This window comes from Pseudooceanicola sp. NS-SX8, assembly GCF_057380755.1.
In genome coordinates this window covers 1404141-1422590 of the sequence record NZ_CM170819.1, presented here as the reverse complement: position 1 = coordinate 1422590, position 18450 = coordinate 1404141, and the positions used below count along the sequence as shown (strand labels likewise).

Annotated in this window: 16 protein-coding genes and 1 tRNA gene; 4 read left to right on the top strand and 13 right to left on the bottom strand. The window is 65.6% G+C overall.

Features of this window, described 5'->3' with window-relative positions; translation table 11 throughout:
- Window positions 1-103 precede the first annotated feature (103 nt).
- Genes AC2IR1_RS06530 through dctP form a run of 5 tightly spaced genes read right to left on the bottom strand, consistent with a single transcriptional unit; the run spans window position 104 to window position 5782 of the window.
- Window positions 104-1621, bottom strand: a complete 1518-nt coding sequence (locus AC2IR1_RS06530) for a malonate--CoA ligase (RefSeq protein ID WP_486475476.1) — start codon at window positions 1619-1621, stop codon at window positions 104-106.
- A complete protein-coding gene (locus AC2IR1_RS06525; RefSeq protein WP_486475475.1) occupies window positions 1602-2879 on the bottom strand; it encodes a malonyl-CoA decarboxylase in 1278 nt (425 codons plus the stop codon). The genes AC2IR1_RS06530 and AC2IR1_RS06525 overlap by 20 nt, the downstream gene beginning before the upstream one ends.
- Complete coding sequence (locus tag AC2IR1_RS06520; RefSeq protein ID WP_486475474.1) at window positions 2876-4192, bottom strand: TRAP transporter large permease; 1317 nt, start codon at window positions 4190-4192, stop codon at window positions 2876-2878. The genes AC2IR1_RS06525 and AC2IR1_RS06520 overlap by 4 nt, the downstream gene beginning before the upstream one ends.
- Window positions 4192-4740 carry a TRAP transporter small permease gene (locus tag AC2IR1_RS06515; RefSeq protein WP_486475473.1) on the bottom strand — a complete coding sequence of 183 codons (549 nt, stop codon included), beginning with the start codon at window positions 4738-4740 and terminating at the stop codon, window positions 4192-4194. The genes AC2IR1_RS06520 and AC2IR1_RS06515 overlap by 1 nt, the downstream gene beginning before the upstream one ends.
- A 58-nt stretch (window positions 4741-4798) precedes the next feature.
- Window positions 4799-5782 (bottom strand): TRAP transporter substrate-binding protein DctP, encoded by a 984-nt coding sequence (dctP, locus tag AC2IR1_RS06510; RefSeq protein ID WP_486475472.1) that lies wholly within the window; start codon window positions 5780-5782, stop codon window positions 4799-4801.
- A gap of 135 nt (window positions 5783-5917) precedes the next feature.
- Here dctP and AC2IR1_RS06505 point away from each other — a divergent pair, with 135 nt between their 5' ends.
- The 3 genes from AC2IR1_RS06505 to AC2IR1_RS06495 all read left to right on the top strand — a co-directional run bounded on the left by AC2IR1_RS06505 (window position 5918) and on the right by AC2IR1_RS06495 (window position 7089).
- Window positions 5918-6586 carry a GntR family transcriptional regulator gene (locus AC2IR1_RS06505; protein WP_486475471.1) on the top strand — a complete coding sequence of 223 codons (669 nt, stop codon included), beginning with the start codon at window positions 5918-5920 and terminating at the stop codon, window positions 6584-6586.
- Window positions 6587-6750: 164 nt separating this feature from the next.
- Complete coding sequence (locus AC2IR1_RS06500; protein WP_486475470.1) at window positions 6751-6939, top strand: hypothetical protein; 189 nt, start codon at window positions 6751-6753, stop codon at window positions 6937-6939.
- 76 nt (window positions 6940-7015) lie between these two features.
- Window positions 7016-7089: transfer RNA gene (locus tag AC2IR1_RS06495), tRNA-Cys, on the top strand.
- 300 nt (window positions 7090-7389) lie between these two features.
- On the opposite strand, the gene AC2IR1_RS06490 is transcribed toward AC2IR1_RS06495, so the two are convergent.
- The 8 genes from AC2IR1_RS06490 to AC2IR1_RS06455 all read right to left on the bottom strand — a co-directional run bounded on the left by AC2IR1_RS06490 (window position 7390) and on the right by AC2IR1_RS06455 (window position 16557).
- Complete coding sequence (locus AC2IR1_RS06490) at window positions 7390-8454, bottom strand: response regulator (protein WP_486475469.1); 1065 nt, start codon at window positions 8452-8454, stop codon at window positions 7390-7392.
- Complete coding sequence (locus AC2IR1_RS06485) at window positions 8447-9796, bottom strand: sensor histidine kinase (protein ID WP_486475468.1); 1350 nt, start codon at window positions 9794-9796, stop codon at window positions 8447-8449. Before AC2IR1_RS06485 ends, AC2IR1_RS06490 begins: the two co-directional genes overlap by 8 nt.
- Complete coding sequence (locus AC2IR1_RS06480) at window positions 9793-10266, bottom strand: putative pterin-binding protein (protein WP_486475467.1); 474 nt, start codon at window positions 10264-10266, stop codon at window positions 9793-9795. Before AC2IR1_RS06480 ends, AC2IR1_RS06485 begins: the two co-directional genes overlap by 4 nt.
- Window positions 10267-10397: 131 nt before the next feature.
- Window positions 10398-11162 carry a DeoR/GlpR family DNA-binding transcription regulator gene (locus tag AC2IR1_RS06475; protein ID WP_486475466.1) on the bottom strand — a complete coding sequence of 255 codons (765 nt, stop codon included), beginning with the start codon at window positions 11160-11162 and terminating at the stop codon, window positions 10398-10400.
- The gene (locus AC2IR1_RS06470; RefSeq protein ID WP_486475465.1) at window positions 11152-13011 is read right to left on the bottom strand and encodes an ABC transporter ATP-binding protein; all 1860 of its coding nucleotides are present in this window, start codon (window positions 13009-13011) and stop codon (window positions 11152-11154) included. Before AC2IR1_RS06470 ends, AC2IR1_RS06475 begins: the two co-directional genes overlap by 11 nt.
- Window positions 13011-13934 (bottom strand): ABC transporter permease, encoded by a 924-nt coding sequence (locus AC2IR1_RS06465; protein WP_486475464.1) that lies wholly within the window; start codon window positions 13932-13934, stop codon window positions 13011-13013. The genes AC2IR1_RS06470 and AC2IR1_RS06465 overlap by 1 nt, the downstream gene beginning before the upstream one ends.
- 9 nt (window positions 13935-13943) lie before the next feature.
- Window positions 13944-14930: an ABC transporter permease gene (locus tag AC2IR1_RS06460; RefSeq protein WP_486475463.1), complete on the bottom strand. Its 987-nt coding sequence runs from the start codon at window positions 14928-14930 to the stop codon at window positions 13944-13946.
- A 94-nt stretch (window positions 14931-15024) separates the two neighbouring features.
- Window positions 15025-16557, bottom strand: a complete 1533-nt coding sequence (locus tag AC2IR1_RS06455) for an ABC transporter substrate-binding protein (RefSeq protein ID WP_486475462.1) — start codon at window positions 16555-16557, stop codon at window positions 15025-15027.
- A gap of 624 nt (window positions 16558-17181) precedes the next feature.
- Here AC2IR1_RS06455 and AC2IR1_RS06450 point away from each other — a divergent pair.
- A complete protein-coding gene (locus AC2IR1_RS06450; RefSeq protein ID WP_486475461.1) occupies window positions 17182-18411 on the top strand; it encodes a serine hydrolase domain-containing protein in 1230 nt (409 codons plus the stop codon).
- The last annotated feature ends 39 nt before the right edge of the window (window positions 18412-18450 follow it).

The window sequence follows — 18450 nt, the reverse complement described above, 5'->3', positions numbered from 1 at the left end:
AACATCGACTCGGGGTCGTGTCATTTACCTCGTGACGACCCTCGGCACCGGAGGCATATCCCCCGCCTCCGGTGCCCTACTTCCCCTCCACTACCGCCCTGCATCATCCGGGCACGAAAAGGTCCGCGTAGGTCTGGCGCATCAGCGCCTTCTGCACCTTGCCCATCGTGTTTCGCGGCAGCTCCGCCTCCACGAAGTACTTGCGCGGGTGCTTGAAGCGCGCCAGCTGGCTTGCGACCGTCTGCTCGATCGCCTCCAGATCCGGGCGCGCGCCCTTCTCCGGCACCAGGATGGCAACCACGGTTTCGCCGAAGTCGGGATGCGGCACACCGATCACGGCGCTTTCCAGGACGCCCGGCTGCTCATCCAGAACCAGCTCGATTTCCTTCGGGTAGATGTTGTAGCCCCCCGAAATGATCAGGTCCTTGCCGCGGCCGACGATGGTGACATAGCCCTCCGCATCCTGCGTCCCCAGGTCCCCGGTGATGAAGAACCCGTCCGCCCGCAGCTCCGCCGCCGTCTTCTCCGGCATCTGCCAGTAGCCCTGGAAGACGTTCGGCCCGCGCACTTCTATCTGGCCGACCTCGCCCCGCGGCACCTCTGCCCCGGTCTCCGGATCCGTGACCTTCAGTTCCACCCCCGGCAGGGGGAAACCCACCGTGCCCGCGCGCCGCTCGCCTTCGTAGGGGTTGGAGGTGTTCATGTTCGTCTCCGTCATGCCGTAGCGTTCCAGGATACGGTGCCCGGTGCGGGCCTCGAACTGGACATGGGTTTCCGCCAGCAGCGGCGCGGAGCCGGAGATGAAAAGCCGCATGTGGGATGCCAGGTCGCCGGTGAACCGGGGATCATCAAGCAGGCGGGTGTAGAAGGTCGGCACGCCCATCATCGTCGTCGCACGTGGCAGGTTCGCGATCACCTGCTCCTGATCGAACTTCGGCAGGAAGATCATCGCGCCGCCTGCCGCAAGGATGACATTGGTTGCAACGAACAGCCCATGGGTATGGAAGATCGGCAAGGCATGCAGCAGCACGTCATCCGAGGTGAAGCGCCACAACTCCACCAGCGTCAGAGCGTTGGACAGAAGGTTCGACTGGGACAGCATCGCCCCCTTGGACCGCCCCGTGGTGCCGGAGGTATAAAGGAACGCCGCAAGGTCGTCCTCCGTCCGGTCCACCGTTTCGAAACTGGAAGGCATGGCGCGGGCGATCTCGTTCAGGGTGCCCATGCCATCCGCCCCCAGCGTTTCGCAGCGGGCGCCGAACCGGGCCGCCACCTGTGACAACGCCGGTTCCTTGCCCGGGTCGCAGACCAGCAGCTTCGCGCCGGAGTTCTCCACGAAGTACGACAGTTCCTCGGCGGTGTAGCCGGTATTGAGCGGCAGGGCGATCACCCCTGCCTGGATCGCAGCCGCATAAAGCGCCAGCGCCTTGGGGGACTTTTCCACCTGGATGGCCATCCGGTCCCCCGGCGCCAGCCCGCAGGAAACCAGCGCATGGGCGAAACGGGCCGCGATATCCAGGAAGCCGTCATAGCTGATCACCTCCCCGTCGGGCAGGTAGAGAAACGGCTTCGCGCTGCCCCGGTGGCAACCGAAGAGCGTGTCATAGAGAGGGTTGGCCATCGGCTTTTTCCTTGGTTGATGTCTTTTCCCAGGTCGCGGCCAGGGTGCGCACCGCACCGGCCGCGACGACCTCGTGTCCCGAGGCGAATTTCGCGTGGTTCTCCGCCACCTTGTCGAGGCGGTAGAGGTAGTTGACCATGGCGCCGCCGGACTGGCGCAGGCCGTTTTCGGACAGGTCCGCCCCGGCATGCACGGCCTGCACCTGGGCGCCGTTGCCCAGGTGGAAGCGTGCCACCGGATCGGCCGGCAGGTCGCCACGGCCCCTGGCATGCAGCAGGTACCAGGCCGCCAGGGCCTTCATCCTGTCGTGGTCCTCAGGTGTCAGCTCCACCCCCTCCGCCAGGGCCCAACGGGCCAGACCCGGGATCGGTGACAGGGTCACGAAGGTCTTCAGCCCGGGCAGTTCCGCCGCCAGGTCCGATGCCACCTGCTTGATCAGGGAGTTGCCGAAGGAAATTCCCGCCAACCCGGCCTGGCAGTTGGAAATGGAATAGAACACGGCCGTGTCCGCCTCCGCCGCACGCAGCGGCGCGCGCCCCTCCTCCAGCAACGCGTGGATCGCACCCGGCGTACCGCGTGTCAGGGCCACCTCGACGAAGATCAGCGGCTCATCCGGCATGGCCGGGTGGAAGAACGCAAAGCAGCGCCGGTCCGATGGCGCCAGTCGCCCGCGCAGGTCATCCCAGGAATGGATCGCGTGCACGGCCTCGTACTCGATGATCTTTTCCAGGATATGCGCCGGGCTTTCCCATGAAATCGGGCGCAGCACCAGGAAACCGCGATTGAACCAGCTGGCAAAGAGATGCCGGAAATCGAGGTCGAGCGCCTGCAGCGCATGTTCATCCCGCCCCAGGCGCCGCAGGTCGGCCCGCATCCTAACCAGGGCCTTGGTCGCCCCCGGCGCCTGGTTCAGCCGCCGGATCAGCTCCTGCCTCGGCGGCTCCGCGGCCTCCATGAAGGTGCGGTAGGTCTTGCCCGAGGGGTCTGCCTCGTAGGCGTCCAGCCCGGCGCGCAGCCGGGCCGGATCAAGGTTCATCGCACTCGCGAGATGCCGGAAGAACGCCAGCTTCGCCTCATCCTCCAGCGCGGCGTAGCGCAGCAGGATCTCCCGCGCGAGGGTGAGGCGGGTCACCTCGTCCTCGGCGGCGACAAGCTCGGCGGTCAGCTCCTCCACCGGGCGGCCGCTGCGCCGGATGGGCGGCAACAGGAAACCACGACGTTCAAAGACGGAAGAGAGCATATCGGCAAGCAGGGTCATCGCGCAGGTCCCATGACGAGGTCGGGCAGGATCGTGGCGATCTGCGGGAACAGGCAGAGGAGCAGGATTCCGAGGACCATGCAGGCGACATAGGGAAGCGAGCCCATGAGGATGGTCTTCAGCTTGATGTCCGGTGCAATCCCGTTGATCACGTACAGGTTGAGCCCGACCGGGGGCGATATCAAGCCGATTTCCATGTTGATGGTCAGCACCACCGCGAACCAGACGGGATCGAACCCGGCGGTCGTGATGATGGGCAGCAGGATCGGCGCCGCCATCAGGATCACCGCCACGGGTGGCAGGAAGAATCCCGCGATCAGCAGGAACACGTTGATGGTGCCCATCAGGATCCAGCGGTTCACCTCCAGGGTGCCGATCCATTCCGCGATCGCCTGGGTGATGAAAAGCGAGGAGAGCATGTAGCTGAACACCCCGGCCGCCGCGATGATGAACAGGATCATCACCGATTCCTTCGTGCTGTCGCGCAGCACCGTCCAGATCGCGCGCGGCGACCACAGGGAATAGATGACCATGGCGATCAACAGGCACAGGATCGCCCCCACCGCCGCGGTTTCCGAAGGTGTCGCGATCCCGCCGTACATGGCGTAGAGGACGCCGACGATGATCGCCAGGAACGGCAGCACCCTCGGCAGGATCTCCAACCTTTCGCGCCAGCTGTAGCGACTGGCCTGCAGAACCTGCGCCTCGCCCGACCGCCAGGTCGAATAGATCGACCAGGCCATGAAGAGCGCCACCAGCATCAGCCCGGGCAGCAACCCCGCCAGGAACAGCCGCCCGATCGAGGTTTCCGTCGCGATGCCGTAGACGATCATGGTGACCGAGGGCGGGATCAGGATGCCCAGGGTTCCGCCGGCGGCGATGGATCCGGAGGCGACGCCATCGGGGTAGCCGCGCTTGCGCATCTCCGGGATCCCCATCTTGCCGATGGCCGCGCAGGTGGCCGGGCTCGACCCGGACATGGCGGCGAAAAGGGCACAGGCCCCGAGGTTGGAAATCACCAGGCCCCCGGGGATCCGCGTCAGCCAGCGTTCCAGCGCCTCGTACAGGTCCGCCCCCGCGCGCGTGGAGGCGATGGCCGCCCCCATGATGATGAACATCGGGATCGACAGCAGGGCGAAGTTGTCGAGCTTGCCAAAGAAGATTTCCGGCAGAAGTTCCAGCGAACGCGGCCCGTCGAAGATGATCAGGAAACCGGCGGAAACGATCAGCAGCCCAAGCGCCACCGACACGCCGGAAAACAGCACCAGGATCGTCGCGATGGCCACGAAGGCCGCAAGAAGAAGCGGGTCCATCAGGCGTCCTCGATATTGAAAGGTTGGTCGATGCGGGTCAGAAGCGCCACCATGTCGGCTAACAGTTGCAACAGCAGCAGGCCAAAGCCGAGAGGGATCGCGCTGTAGGGGATCCACAGCTTCACCCCCCAGACGGTGTCGGATCGCCATCCGCGATCCCAGGCGAAATGCCAGAAGTCGTACCCGTACCAGGTCAGCACCGCGACGATGGCAATCGACAGGGAAAGCGTCACGAAACAGAGCGCGAAACGCGCCCGCGGGGCGAGCGCCAGCGGCACCAGATCGACATTCACATGCCCCCGGAGGCGCTGCACGTAGGGCAACCCCACCAGGGTCGCCGCGATGACGAGATAGACCACCGCCTCCGTCTGCCAGACGGTGGAGCCGTTCATGACGAAACGGATGAAGATCATCTGGCAGGTGATGATCACCGCCGCGACGATCATGGCCGCCGCGCACCATCCCGCGACGGTGGAAATGGCGGCGACCCCGCGCAGGAACGGGTTCGACCCGGAATGCGCGGCCACGGCCATGCTAGGACTTGCCATAGGTTTCCTCCCTCGGCACATGGGAAGGCCCGGCGCGCAGGCGTGCCGGGCCCAACCCTCATTCCACCGAAAGCGCCATGTTCAGCAGCGCGTCGCCATTGTTTACTTCCTCCGCGAAGGCCACGTAGGACGTCTGTTCCGCGATCTTGCGCCAGGCCTCGAAGTCCTCGGCCGACATGTCCGCGATCTCGACCCCGTTCTCCTCGAAGATGCGCCGGCTCTCCGCATCCTCCGCCTTCGCCTCCTCAAGGTAGAAGGCCTCCGCCTCGGCCGAAGCCTCCAGCAGTGCGGCCTGCTGCGCCTCCGTCAGCCCTTCGAAGGTCGACTTGTTGATCAGCAGCGGCTGATACATGAACCACAGCGCGTAGTCGCCCGGCGGGGTGTAGCAGGCCACCTGTTCATAGACGCGGTAGCTGACGAAGGACGAAGACGAGGTATTCGCCGCATCCAGCACCCCGGTTTGCATCGCGTTGTAGATCTCGGACGAGGCCATGGAGGCGATCGAGGCCCCCGCCCCTGCCAGCATCTGCTCGAACGCCTTGCCCGCGGCTCGCGTCTGCAGCCCCTGCACATCTTCCGGCGCCGTGATGCAGCTTTCGGTGCCCGCGAAACCGCCCGCAAGGTAGCCGTGTACCAGCACCATGACGTCATCGCCGGCCATGATCTCCTCCAGGGCCTGCATGAAGTCGCTGTTGACCAGCCGGGCCGCATGATCGTGGTTCTTCACCAGTCCCGGCATCAGGGTCAGGTTGTAGGCCGGCTGCTGCCCGCCCGCGTAGCTCAGCGGCAGCACGGTCATGTCCAGCTGCCCACGGCTCAGCGGTTTGTACTGCTCGCGCGGCTTGAACAGGGAATGGCTGGGAAAGATCCTGATTTCCAGGTCCACGTCCGCCGCGGCCACGCCATCGGCGACGATCTTCGCCACCTTGTGCCGCACGTCCTGCTCCGACCATTGATGTGACAGCCGCAATTCGGTCGCCCCCGCCGAACCAGCGGCGACAACCGCCAGCGCTGCAAGCGCCGTCGTCAGTTTGAGTTTCATGATTTCCTCCCTTTCGGCGCGGACGAAGGCCCGGCACCTGCCCGGATGCTAGCGGCGCATTGTTTTTCGAGTCAATATTCTTGTATGCAATATGGATGTTCTTGCATGGCAAGTTACGGCGCCCTACAAGAAATCATGGACAACCTGCCAGAGAAGCGGCGCGCGGATATCATCGCGGAACAGCTGGAAGAACAGATCTTCGACGGCACTTTCGCCGCAGGCGAAAGGCTGGACGAGGTGCGACTGGCGGAGCATTTCGGCGTGTCCCGCACCCCCCTGCGCGAAGCCTTTCAGAAGCTCTCGGTCTCCGGCCTGGTCCAGCAGATCCCCCGGCGCGGCGTTTTCGTGCGCCAACCCGGCCCCGTGGAACTGGTCGAGATGTTCGAGGTCATGGCAGAGCTGGAGGCCGCCTGCGGGCGGCTCGCGGCCCTTCGCATTTCCGACGAGGCGCTGAAAGAGCTGGACGATGCCAATGCGACCTGTCGACAGGCCGTCGCATCGCAGGACGTCGCGCTTTACTACGACGTGAACGAGCGCTTCCACCAGATCATCTACCGCGAGAGCGGCAACAGCTTTCTCGCGCAGGAAACGCAGGCCCTGCACCGGCGCCTGAAACCCTTCCGTCGGACCCAATTGCGCCTGCGCGGCCGGATGGCCCAATCGCTTTGCGAGCACGAAAAGGTCGTGGCGGCCCTTCGGGCCGGCGATCAGGCGGGGGCCGCGGACGCCTTGCGTGGCCATGTCGCGATTCAGGGGGAAAAGTTCACCTACGTCATCGCCAGTCTGCGCAAGGCCGCCGAGTAGCTCCCCGGATGGCAGCCACGGCACCGTTCAGGTCGCCCGCTTCACTCCCCCTGATGCTCTCCCCCAGCCGCTGGCCATTCAGCCCTGCTCAGGCAAGACCCGCCCCGCTCCCGTACCGTGTTGCACATGACCGGATGATGAGGTTGCCGCGTAGCATCGCAGCAATGGCACAAGAGCTTCAAACGCCGTGCCCCACAAAGGTCAGCGCGCTGTCGTCCGCAGGCAACGACGATGCCAAGATCATGAGCGTCACGGGTGACAGGAGCTTCGCCAGGGCGCGCATCAACACCAAGGAAACGCTCCTGCAGGGGCCTGCCGTGAAGGCTCAGGAACAGAACAAAAACGGATCATGAATGTTTGGCGGATTGTTCGGCGAAGGGCTTGCGCATTTTCTCACGCCGCGCTAAATGGCCGGAACCACAAAGCAAAGGCGAGTTGGCGGAGTGGTGACGCAGCGGATTGCAAATCCGTGCACACCGGTTCGATTCCGGTACTCGCCTCCAATTTCCCCCTGACATCATCAAGATAGCAGATCTCGGCGCCCGACGAATGCGCCGGACCGGGCGCATTACGACTTCGGAGAAATAGCCCGAGGGACAACGCGCCAGCTCACTTTCAAGACGCGCGGAAGGCCGCAACAGGCGCTTCGCCGCATACCGTCCAAACGAACCGCCGCCAAATAAAGTGTGCCGCGCGCATGAGCAGGCGCGCGGCACTTGGGGACGTAAACCAGTAGATCCTTGAAATCACGTGCACTCGGGAATGATAGAAGCCTAGGACGGCCCCAGGGCGTCGCGCCTCCCCTATTCAGGGGAGGGAATGGCAGAAAGTGACAGGAGCAGGGCCACGAGATCCGTCTGGCGATGGGTTTCCGTCTTGGCGAACACGCTCTTGAGGTGCGTCGCAACGGTTGCCGGGGACACCCCGAAATGTTCGGCAATGGCATCGCTGCGCATCCCGCTGGCCAGAAGGCTGCAGATCCGCGCCTCCGTCGGGGTCAGTCGCAGCGCCTGCCGCAGAACCTCCGGGTCGGGGGTTACCCGACGGCCGGGATCAACGATCAACACCATCAGCGCCGGTGTGCCCACGGGCGGATCGTCCGTCCGCCCGACAGGCGACAGCAACAGGATCGGGCCCATGCCCCGATCCGGCCGTTCGACAGGCACCGGCGCCGGCGCAACCTGCCCCTGCCCAGTTCCCTCCCCGGTCCCCTGTCCTGTTCCCTGTTCCAGCGCATCCCGCAGCGCCTGACGAAGGGCGCGTGGGTCAAGCTCCGCATCCAGCGTCCGGCCCAGCCGCAACCCGGAGTGATCGCGACACAGGTCGCGCGCCGCGTCATTGGCGTGGAGAACCTGCAGCTCCGCATCCAGCAGAACGATCCCCTGCGCCAGCCGGTCCAGCGCCTGCCAGGCACCGCCATTGGCATCCTGCAACGCCTGGCGTGCCGCATGCACCGCATCGGCAGAGGTCTGCCGCGCCCTGACCCGGCGGACCTGGCGCAGATGCGCCGCGATCGTGGCCAGAAGGACCTCGTAATCGACGGGCTTGACGATGTAGTCGTCCGCACCGCGCATCTTCCCCTCGATGATGTCGCGCCGGTCGCCGAAAGCCGTCAGGAACAGGAAGGGGACATCCGCCAGATCTTCACGCCGCTCCCGCAACTGCGTCAGCACCGCCCGGCCGTCCAGCCGCGGCATCGCGATATCACACAGGATCAGGTCCGGGCGCAGACTGTCCAGCTGCTCCAACGCCTCGACCCCGTCGCTTGCGGCGAGGGTGGCATATCCGGCCTCCGACAGCTCCGCACAGATGTCATCCAGCAGATGCCTTTCATCCTCGCAGACAAGGATTGTCTGCACCTCATTCATCATCCGTCTCCTCCGGCTCTTCCTCCGACAACCACAGCGTGAACAGCGTCCCGCCGCCTGTCCGTTGCTCCACCTCGATCCGGCCGCCCTGCAACAATGCCAGCCTCTGGGCCAGCCACAGGCCGATCCCCGTCCCCTCGCCCGGCATGCTCTCTCCTCTTTCGAACCGGGAAAACAGCCGTTCCACCTGTTCCTGGGGCAGGCCCGGGCCGCGATCGGCGACCTGGCAGGCCAGCTGGCCGTCCCGGCGGAACAGGCGAAGCTCCACCGCGGTGTCCCCGGGGGAGTACTTCACCGCGTTGTCGACCAGGTTCATCAGGATATGCTGCACCAGCCTGGGATCGCAGCTGGCCCGCATCTGCTCCGCCACGGGTTCCAGCCGGATGTCCCGCCCGGGATGGCGCCGCTGCATCTGCGACAGGATGGAGCACACGGGCCCCACCAGGTCGGCGACCACCTGCTCGGGCCGCTCCAGCCCGTTGTCGATCCGCCCCAGCATCAGCGCCGCATCGACCAGCCGGTCAAGCGATCCGACCATTTCCCGGATGGTCGCCTGCTTCGCTTCCAGCACCGACTCCGAGGCGGGCATGCCCCGGCGGAAGATCCGCTGCGCCGCGGAGTCGATCACCGCCAGCGGCGTCCGGAACTGGTGAGAGACCACCGCGGCGAAGTCACGCCAATGCGCCACCATCGCGCGCTCCCGATCCAGGTCGGATTCCAGCAGCTGCGAGCGGTAGCGCAATTCCTCGGCGTCCAGCCTGGCACGCCGGTCCGCGGCGATCCGCCAGACCAGGTAGACCGCCGCCAGCACCCCCAGGGCCAGCGAATAGGTCACCTGGACGACAGCCGTGCGGTAACGCGCCAGGCGTTCCGAAAGCATGCGCCACTCCCCCACCATCGACCGGTTCGCGGCGCGGTTGAGGGCACGGTTCAGCACGATCAGTTCCCGGCTCAGCGCGGCCTCCTCGAACCCGGCAAGCGGGCGCACCGACGGATCATATCGCGCGATGGCATCGGTGCTGGCCAGGATGGCCTCCTCGATCTCCAGCGACTGGAGGAACCGCAACTGCGGGCCCCGGGTCATCATGTCGATCCGGCTGCGGAAAAGGTCGTACTGCAGCCCGATACGCGCCGCATCACCGGGGCTTTCCGCCAGGACCGCGCGCAGCTTCAGCGCCTCGACCTGCGTCTGGCTTATCACCCAGACCATGTTGGCCGCATCGTCCAGCCGCATGCCCCGCTCGATCGCCCGCAGCCGCAGGAATCCGAAGACCATGAGCCCGACACAGACAAGCATCAGGGCGATCGGCAGCGCCGTCCGCCAGAACTTGTTCCTGATCATTGCGCTTCGATGCGCGTCAGCTGCCAGACCCAGCGATAGTCATAGTTGATGTCCTGCAGCTCCCTGTGGGCATCCCGGGGATAGACGATCCAGATCGGCCCCTTGTCCCGGGGTGTCATGAACTCTCCGTTCATCGTCAGCGCCGCGATCACGTCGAACCGTTCGAAATCTTCGGAGGGAAGCACGATCTCGTAGTCGTTCAGCGCAATGGCCAGCACGCTCTCCGCCTCCGCCAGCCCCGCATCCGCCATCAGCTCCCGCATCAACGGCCCGACGAAGGTCTGCGGCCCGTCGGTCACGGTCGTATGGGTGACGATTTCCACCTGGGGCAGTGCCTCCAGCCGGTCGCGATCATAAACCTGTTCGCCCTGCGCCGTGACGATGGTCAGCAGCGCCTCGCCCGCCACGGCCGGAGAGACGAGCGCAAGGCACAGAACGGTGAACGACGAACGTAGAAAAGCGTGCAACATAATATCGAGAACCCCTTGGAATTCCCGAATCCTAGTGCAAGCGCCGTCGCCGACGCAATTCTTCCGTGGCCCTCCCGGCCCTTCCGCGCCCCGGCGCGCGCCGAACGCCCCCGGGCGCGGGCCGCCGGCTGTCAGTCGGCGATGACTTCGCCCAGCCCCGCGCCACGCAGCGCCTCCAGCCGGGCCTCGTCGACGCCCTTCTCGGTCACCAGCACGTCGATCTCCTCGCAGCCGCAGATCTCGACCCGGCTGACCTCGCCCAGCTTGGATCCATCCGCCAGGGCGATCACCTTCTTCGACGCGCCGATCACCGCCCGGGCGAAATCGGCCTCCGACTGGTGAAAATCGCTCGCCCCGCGCGCAGGCGAAATCGCCACGGGGGAAAACACGCCCAGGTCCGGGCTGTAGCGGCGCATGCTGCGCGTGGCCATTTCGCCGAAGGTGCCCGGGATCTCGGGCACCACGCGACCGCCGATCAGGACCACGTCCGCATCCGGCCGGATGGCCAGGATCGCATGGGCGGCATCGACGGAATTGGTGATCACCGCCACGTTGGGGATGCCCGCCATGGCCGTGGCAAAGGCCAGGGTCGTCGTGCCCGCGTCCAGCGCCACCATCATGCCCGGCTGCACCAGCCGCGCCGCCGCGATGCCGATCCGCTTCTTCGCCGTCGCGTTGACCCGCTTGCGATCCTCGAACATCGGTTCGTTCTGGACCGAAACGCGCTCTGCCCCGCCGTGAACACGGCGCAGCTTGCCCTCGCCTTCCAGCTGGACAATGTCGCGCCGGATCGTCTCTCGGGACACCTGCATGTCATCGACCAGTTCATCCACGCTGACGCGCTCGCCCACCGACAGCTTGGCAAGGATGAGGTGATGCCGGTCCTTAGCCCACATTTGAGAATTCCCGTTTCGAATCAAGAGGCTCCAGCATGACATCCGCCAGCGGGAAGTGGCAGGCGACACGGGCCCGCTCCGTTGACTTTCGCAACATCGGATCGCTTTGCAGGCATTCGGGCCGCGAAACCGGGCACCGGTCCGCGAAGGCACATCCCACCGGCAGGCGGATCGGCGAAGGCGGCTCGCCATCCACGAGGCATTCGTTCGGATCGTAGGGGCTTTCCTCGATCGTGGGCGCCGCCGACAGCAGCGCGCGGGTGTAGGGATGCAGCGGCTGGCCAAAGACCTTTTCGTTCGATCCGATCTCGACGATCCGGCCCAGGTACATCACCGCCACGCGGGACGCCACGCGGCGTACCAGCGCCAGGTCGTGGCTGATGAAGATGCAGGTGATCGCCCGGTCGCGCTGCAACTGGCGGAACAGTTCGATCAGCGGCGTCTGCTCCATCGGGTCGAGGGCAGAGAAGGTTTCGTCCAGCAAAAGCACCGTGGGCTCCAGCACGATGGCGCGGGCCACGTTGATCCGCTGGCGCTGACCGGCCGACAGGCCGGAGGGAAGCTTGTCGTAGAGCGCCGGATCAAGGCCCACCTCGGCCATGGTCGCCTCGACCTTCGCCCGGCGGGCCTTGCCCCTAAGGTCCGAATGCAGGCGCAGCGCTTCGGAAATCGTCCGGCCGATGGTCCAGTGGGCAGGGATGGAGCCATAGGGATCCTGCAGCACCAGCTGAAGCTGGGCGCGCAGGTCGAAACGCTCCCTCTTGGTGAAGGTGCCGACGTTCTTGCCGTGGAAATGGACGGCACCGTCATCGGGTTCCTCCAGCCAGGTCAGCAGACGCATCAGGGTGGACTTGCCACACCCGCTCTCCCCCACGATGGCCAGGCTTTCGCCCGGGTAGACGTCGAAATCGGCGCCGCGCACGGCCTGCACGTAGACCGATCCGAAAAGCTTGTCCTTGCGGGCGACCTTGTAGGTCCGCCTGACCTGCGTGATCGACAGCGCCGCCGGGCGGTTCAGCACATCTGCCGCCGACAGGCTTTCGGGGGCGGTGGTGCCCCAGATCTTGGGCGACTGCGCGATCAGCTGCTCCGAGGCTTCGGTCTTCGGCGCTTCCAGCAATTCCCGCGTCGGCCCGCTTTCGACGATGCGGCCCTTGTCCATCACCACGATCCGGTCCGCGAAATCCTTGATGGTCGGCACCGAGGAGGTGATGAAGATGAAAGCGGTTCCCAGCCTCTCGCGCAGATCCTGGAAGAGCCGGATGATCTGCGCCGCGACCGTCACGTCGAGCGGCTGGGTCACGTTGTCGGCGATCACCAGTTTCGTCTCGCCGATCATCGCGTCGACGATGGCAGCCCGCTGGATCATCCCGCCCGAATACTTCGACGGCAGTTCGTCCATGCGGTGCCGCGCCTCGGGGATGCGCACCAGGTTGAAAAGCTCGTGCACCCGCTCCAGCGCATCCTTCATCGAAACGCCCGGTCGCACGGCGCGGTACTTTTCCGCGATCTGGCGGCCGACCGGCAGGGTCGGGTCAAAGACCCGGGTCGGATCCGCGCCAACATAGCCGATGCCGGTGCCGCGCAGGCGCTGCAGCGCGTCCGGCGCGGCGGTCAGGATGTCTTCGCCGGCAAGGTCGACCTGACCGCCGGTGACAGCCAGGGGCGCCTCGGTCCAGCCCATGAGGGCTCGACCCAGAACACTTTTCCCCGCGCCGGATCGCCCGATGATGGCCAGGGCCTCCCCCGGGGCGACATCGAAAGAGACCTCGTCCAGAATGGGGGCCTGGTCAGGCGCGGCGGCATTGACGACGCTCAGTCCGGAGACGGTCAGAAGCTTCTCGGTCATTACTTGGATCCTTCGAAGACGGCGTTCCGGGCGCGCTCCAGCGCGGTGCCCATCATGTTCAGCGACAGCAGCAGCAGCATCAGGAAGACCCCGGGCAGCACGGCGATCCACCAGGCGTTGATCAGGTACTTGCGGCCATCCGCGATGATCACGCCCAGGGTCGGGGTCGGCGGCTGCAGGCCGATGCCCAGGAAGTCGAGGACGCATTCGAAGATCATCATGCGGGCCAGGTCGAAGACGGCGGCAAAGGCCATCGGCGGCAGGGCGATCGGGGCGACCATCAGCAGGATGATGCGGATGTTGCCGGCCCCCAGCACGCGGGCGGCGCGGACGTATTCCTGCCCCCGTTCGGCCAGGGCACCCGCACGGGTCAGGCGGGCATAGTTGGGCCAGGTGGCCAGCACCAGCACGGCGATGACAAGGGCGGGCGTGGCGCGCGCCAGGCCCAGGATGGTGATCGCCAGGATGATCGGCGGGATCGACATCTGGATGTCCACCACCCGCATCAGCACCTGGTCGATCTTGCCGCCGACAAAACCGGCGTAAAGCCCCACGGCAGATCCGATCACGAAGGACAGCAACGTCGCCGCCAGGCCGATCAGGAAGGTGATCTGCAGCCCCACCAGCGCGCGGGACAGCATGTCACGGCCCAGCTGGTCGGTGCCCAGCGGGAACTGCGGCTTGGCCCCTTCCGAAAACATCGGCGGCGCGAACTTGTCGACGAAGTTCATCTTCGTCGGATCGACCTGGAACACGAAGACCGACACCACGGCCATCAGCAGCAGCAGGGCAAACAGGCCCGCGCCCAGCAGGAACCACGGGGAAGAGCGGGTGGCCAGCCAGATCCGCTTGCCCATGGCCAGTTCGCGGGTGGAAGGCAGTGCGGGCTTGGCCTCGGCGGGGGTGGTGGAAACGGAACTCATGGACGCACCTCAGTAGTCGAGCCGGGGGTCGAACAGGCCGCTCACGTAGTCGACCGCGATGTTCACCAGCACGAAGAAGGCGCTGATGATGATGGCAATGGCCTGTACCAGGGGGAAGTCGCGCTGCAACACGGCCTCCACCGTCAGCTTGCCAAGGCCGGGGAAGTCGAAGACGAATTCGATCACCAGAAGCGAGCCGATCAGGCTGGTCAGCATGACACCCAGGGTGTTGATGAAGGGCACCGCAGCCCCGCGCATCACGTGGCGGGAAAAGATCTGGCGACGGCCCAGGCCGCGCACCGGCGCCACGCGCACGAAATCCCGCCGGGTCATGGACGAAATCGCCGAAGACCAGGTCCGGATGAAGATCGGCGCCATCTCGATCGCCAGGACGATGGCCGGCAGGATCAGATAGCGCGGCCCCTCGTACCCCACGGCCGGAAGCCACTTCAGCTTGATCGAGACCAGCAGCACCAGCAGGCCCGCGATCCAGAAGCTCGGCATCGACACCAGAACGGAGGAGCCAAGGATCGAAACCCCCTCCTGCCACTTGCCGGCGCGCAGGCCCGCGTAGATGCCGATGGGGGCCGAAATCACCAGCGCCATGACCAGCCCCAGACCGGCCAGCGACAGGGTGACGGGCAGGCGTGTCGCGATCAGGGACAGCACATCGGCGCGGTTCGACCGGGTCTGGTCATCGCCATGTCCGCCGCCCACCGACAGGCCGGATTCGGATCGGATGTAGGATTGGCCGAAATCACCATGCAGCACGACATTGCCGACGTATTTGCCGAACTGGACGAGGAAGGGATCGTTCAGGCCCATCTTTTCGGACAGCGCATCGACGCTGGCCTGGTCGGAAAGGCCCCCGGCCAGCATCCGGGCGGGATCACCCGGACCCACGCGCAGCAGCGTGAACACGATCAGCGCGGCAAGGAAGACGATGAGGGCACCCTGTGACAGGCGTCTCGCGAGGAAGGAAAGTGTTGCGATCATCTCTGGTCCCTGGGGTCTTTGATCGTGGTCATGGCTGGCCGGGGCAGTCAGGCCCCCGGGAACACCCGGGGGCCAGGGGGAGCTGGCTCTGGCCTCAGGCCATGGTCGCCTTGGTGAAGTCCAGGTCGCCAGCGGCGGTCATGCCGATGCCGGTCAGCTTGGAAGACGTCGCGATCATCATGTTCGAATTGAACAGCACCTGGTTCGGCAGCTTGTCGGCGATCGCCGGCAGCACGTCGTCAGAGATGATCTTGGCACGGGTTTCCATGTCCGTCTCGGCCACCTGCTTCAGCAGCACTTCGTCGATCGACGGCTCGTTCACACCCGTCACCAGGCCGACCTTGGAATAGTACTGCAGCATCAGCTGGATGTTCGGCTCGGGCGAGTTGGGCGCCCAGCCACCGTCGATCATGTTGCCGGCGTTGACGTTGTAATAGGCGTCGTTCCAGGCGGCGACTTCCATCACGGTCAGCGTGACCGGGAAACCCTGGGCCTGCAGCATGGCGGTGATCGCCTCGCAGATTTCCTTGGACTTCGGATAGAACCCGGTGGAGGTGATGTATTCGATCTCCGGCAGGCCCTTGCCGCCCGGGTACCCGGCCTCGGCCAGCAGCGTCTGGCACAGCTCGGGATCAAAGGCGCCGTATTCCGGCTGCGGGGTGGAGCCCAGCTTCATCGGCGGCAGAACGCTGTCGGCCTTGTAGCCGGCCTCGCCGATCAGCGACAGCAGACCATCGCGGTCGATGGCGGCGGCGGCGGCACGGCGCACGCGGTAGTCGTCGAAGGGCGGCTTGTTGCAGCGGAAGTGCAGGTAGCGGTTCTCGACCGAGTTCACCAGCTGGGTATCGACGTTCTCCTCGCTCTGCAGCGACGCGAACTGTTCCGGCTCCAGGCGTTCGATCACCTCGGCCTCGCCCGACATCAGCGCCAGCATGCGGGCGTTGCCATCGGGCACGTAGCGCACGACGATCTTCGACACGCCACCGGTGCTTTCGCCCCAGTAGCCGTCGAAGGCCTCGAAGCTGTGGCCGGACGTATCGGTGCCCAGGTACTTGAACGGGCCGGTGCCGTTCATGCTGCCCTGCAGCTTCTCGGGCGTGGCAACGTCGGCGGCGCGCAGGATCGGCGAATAGACCTGCAGGAACAGGAAGGAGTGCGAGGGGAAGGTTTCGGTCGTGACGGTGAAGGAATAGTCGTCCTTGACGGTGACCTTGACCGGGCCGGGGTAGAAGGCGCGCGCGGCCCCCTCGCGGGAGTAGTATTCCAGCGAGGCCTTGACGTCTTCGGCGGTCAGTTCGGCCCCGTCATGGAACTTGATGCCCTTCTTCAGGACGATGTCGACATTGGCGCCATCGACGATCTCGTAGCTTTCGGCCAGGCGCAGTTCCGGCTCCAGCAGGTCGTCGCCGGTCATCGGGTAGCGCAGCAGCGTGTCGAAGACGATGAATTCGATGCGGGTGTTGGCCAGCGTGGTGTTGCCCGACGGGTCCCAGTTGCCTGTGGTGTTTTCCGGGCTCAGCCAGCGGACGACACCGGTTTCGGCGGCCTGCAGGGGCGAGCCCAGGACAGCGGCGGTCAGCGGGATGGCGGCGCTGGCCATCAGGAAGGTACGGCGAGAGAGTTTCATGGTCTATTCCCTGTTGTTGGTCCCGGGTGCGGGCCCTGTTGCGGGTCCTTGTTGATCTGCGACGCCCGATTCCCTCGGACCGTCACCCCCGGCAGGTGCCGGTCCTCGCCCGGGCCGGATGCCCCTGATTTCCACTTTTGTGCGCTTTCCCTTGGAAAACCGCAGTTTCGTGGTTCACAGGTCATCGGAACTCCGGACATCTGGCGATGTGGTCCCTGTCAGGTGATCCCCGTGCAAGGGGTCCGAGCGCCATCGAGGCACACCCACAAAACCACACAATACCACAAATCGGTCAAGCTCGGATTTGAGACAGGGGTGGATTTTCCCTTATTTTCGGAAAAACGCTCACGGATGCACTTGCAAATATTTGCACATGGATGAAAAAGCGCGCAGGACGCCTCGCGTTGCGACGAAAATCTGGCCTTTTTGGAAACCCGGCGGATCCGGAACCACCAAACTCTACACAATCACACATTTTCGCTCAAATAGATCGAAGACGGACGCCGCCGGGCACCCCAATATACCGCACGATTCCCCAGATCCACACACATCCGCAACACGCGATGCGCGGGATCTCCTGCAGGGCCCCGGAAACAGCCTCCGCAACATCAGACAGGAGCCAGCATGAGCCCTCGCACCAACAGGAAGACCCTCACCCTCGCCCTTTCCGGCCTCCTCGCCGGGACCCTGGCGGCCCCCCTTGCCGCGCAGACCTGCGTCGGCGACATCACCGCGGGCGTCGACGCCGCCATCGACAGCGCCATCGCCGAGGACCGCATCGTCGGCGCCGTGGTGAAGATCATGCACGACGGTGAACTCGTCTATTCCCGCGCCGCCGGCATGGCCGACCGGGAGGCAGGCATCCCCATGGCAGAGGACGCGATCTTCCGCCTCTCCTCCGTCAGCAAGATCTTCGTCACCAGCGCCGCCATGGCCCTGATCGACCAGGGGCGCCTGTCGCTGCAGGACCCGGTCACGAAATACCTGCCCGACTTCCGCCCCGCCCTGGCCGACGGCAGCACCCCCGACATCACCATCGCACAGCTGATCACCCATACCGCCGGCCTGGGCTACGGCCTGCTCGAACAGCCCGACGGCCCCTACCACGCCGCGGGCGTCTCCGACGGTCTCGATGAGCTCGACATCGAAATGGCGGAAAACATGGCCCGCATCTCCGCCGCGGGGCTGGGCTACGCGCCGGGCGAAAGCTGGGCCTATTCCGTCGCGATTGACGTGCTGGGCGCCGTGATCGAAGCCGTCACCGGCGCGCCGCTCCAGCAGGCGGTCGACACCCTGGTCTCCGCGCCCCTGGGCCTGGCCGACACCGGCTTCTCCACCCAGTCCGACCGTCTGACCGCGGCCTACTACAACACCCCCGAAGGCGCCGCCCGTATGCAGGACCCGCAGCTGGTCACCTCCGTCCCGGGCGCCGCGATCCGCTTCTCCCCCTCCCGGGCCCGGAAGGAGACCCCCTTCCCCTCCGGCGGGGCCGGCATGGTCTCCACCGCCGCCGACATCCTGACCCTGCTGGAAACCCTGCGCGCCGGCGGCGGGGCGATTCTCGCCCCCGCCACCACGGCGGACATGATGCAGAACCACATCGGCGATCTGCCCGTCACCACCAACGGTCCCGGCTACGGATTCGGCTACGGCGGCAAGGTCCTGCTGGATCCTGAGGCAGCCGCGACCCCGCAAAGCCCCGGAACCTTCTCCTGGGGTGGTGTCTATGGCCACACCTGGTTCATAGATCCCGCGTGCAAGCTGACGGTCGTCGAGATGACGAACACCGGCCTCGAAGGGCTGGGCGGCAAGTTCCCCGCCGACGTGGCAGAGGCGATCTACACGACCGAATGAGCATTGACCGCCGGGCGTCCGCGCCCGGCCCCCTCCCGG

What these genes read in the sequence shown, in the direction of transcription:
- AC2IR1_RS06530 (WP_486475476.1), bottom strand. Translation starts at nt 1,621, where the DNA reads ATGGCCAACCCTCTCTATGACACGCTCTTCGGTTGCCACCGGGGCAGC.
- AC2IR1_RS06525 (WP_486475475.1), bottom strand. Translation starts at nt 2,879, where the DNA reads ATGACCCTGCTTGCCGATATGCTCTCTTCCGTCTTTGAACGTCGTGGT.
- AC2IR1_RS06520 (WP_486475474.1), bottom strand. Translation starts at nt 4,192, where the DNA reads ATGGACCCGCTTCTTCTTGCGGCCTTCGTGGCCATCGCGACGATCCTG.
- AC2IR1_RS06515 (WP_486475473.1), bottom strand. Translation starts at nt 4,740, where the DNA reads ATGGCAAGTCCTAGCATGGCCGTGGCCGCGCATTCCGGGTCGAACCCG.
- dctP (WP_486475472.1), bottom strand. Translation starts at nt 5,782, where the DNA reads ATGAAACTCAAACTGACGACGGCGCTTGCAGCGCTGGCGGTTGTCGCC.
- AC2IR1_RS06505 (WP_486475471.1), top strand. Translation starts at nt 5,918, where the DNA reads ATGGACAACCTGCCAGAGAAGCGGCGCGCGGATATCATCGCGGAACAG.
- AC2IR1_RS06500 (WP_486475470.1), top strand. Translation starts at nt 6,751, where the DNA reads ATGGCACAAGAGCTTCAAACGCCGTGCCCCACAAAGGTCAGCGCGCTG.
- AC2IR1_RS06490 (WP_486475469.1), bottom strand. Translation starts at nt 8,454, where the DNA reads ATGAATGAGGTGCAGACAATCCTTGTCTGCGAGGATGAAAGGCATCTG.
- AC2IR1_RS06485 (WP_486475468.1), bottom strand. Translation starts at nt 9,796, where the DNA reads ATGATCAGGAACAAGTTCTGGCGGACGGCGCTGCCGATCGCCCTGATG.
- AC2IR1_RS06480 (WP_486475467.1), bottom strand. Translation starts at nt 10,266, where the DNA reads ATGTTGCACGCTTTTCTACGTTCGTCGTTCACCGTTCTGTGCCTTGCG.
- AC2IR1_RS06475 (WP_486475466.1), bottom strand. Translation starts at nt 11,162, where the DNA reads ATGTGGGCTAAGGACCGGCATCACCTCATCCTTGCCAAGCTGTCGGTG.
- AC2IR1_RS06470 (WP_486475465.1), bottom strand. Translation starts at nt 13,011, where the DNA reads ATGACCGAGAAGCTTCTGACCGTCTCCGGACTGAGCGTCGTCAATGCC.
- AC2IR1_RS06465 (WP_486475464.1), bottom strand. Translation starts at nt 13,934, where the DNA reads ATGAGTTCCGTTTCCACCACCCCCGCCGAGGCCAAGCCCGCACTGCCT.
- AC2IR1_RS06460 (WP_486475463.1), bottom strand. Translation starts at nt 14,930, where the DNA reads ATGATCGCAACACTTTCCTTCCTCGCGAGACGCCTGTCACAGGGTGCC.
- AC2IR1_RS06455 (WP_486475462.1), bottom strand. Translation starts at nt 16,557, where the DNA reads ATGAAACTCTCTCGCCGTACCTTCCTGATGGCCAGCGCCGCCATCCCG.
- AC2IR1_RS06450 (WP_486475461.1), top strand. Translation starts at nt 17,182, where the DNA reads ATGAGCCCTCGCACCAACAGGAAGACCCTCACCCTCGCCCTTTCCGGC.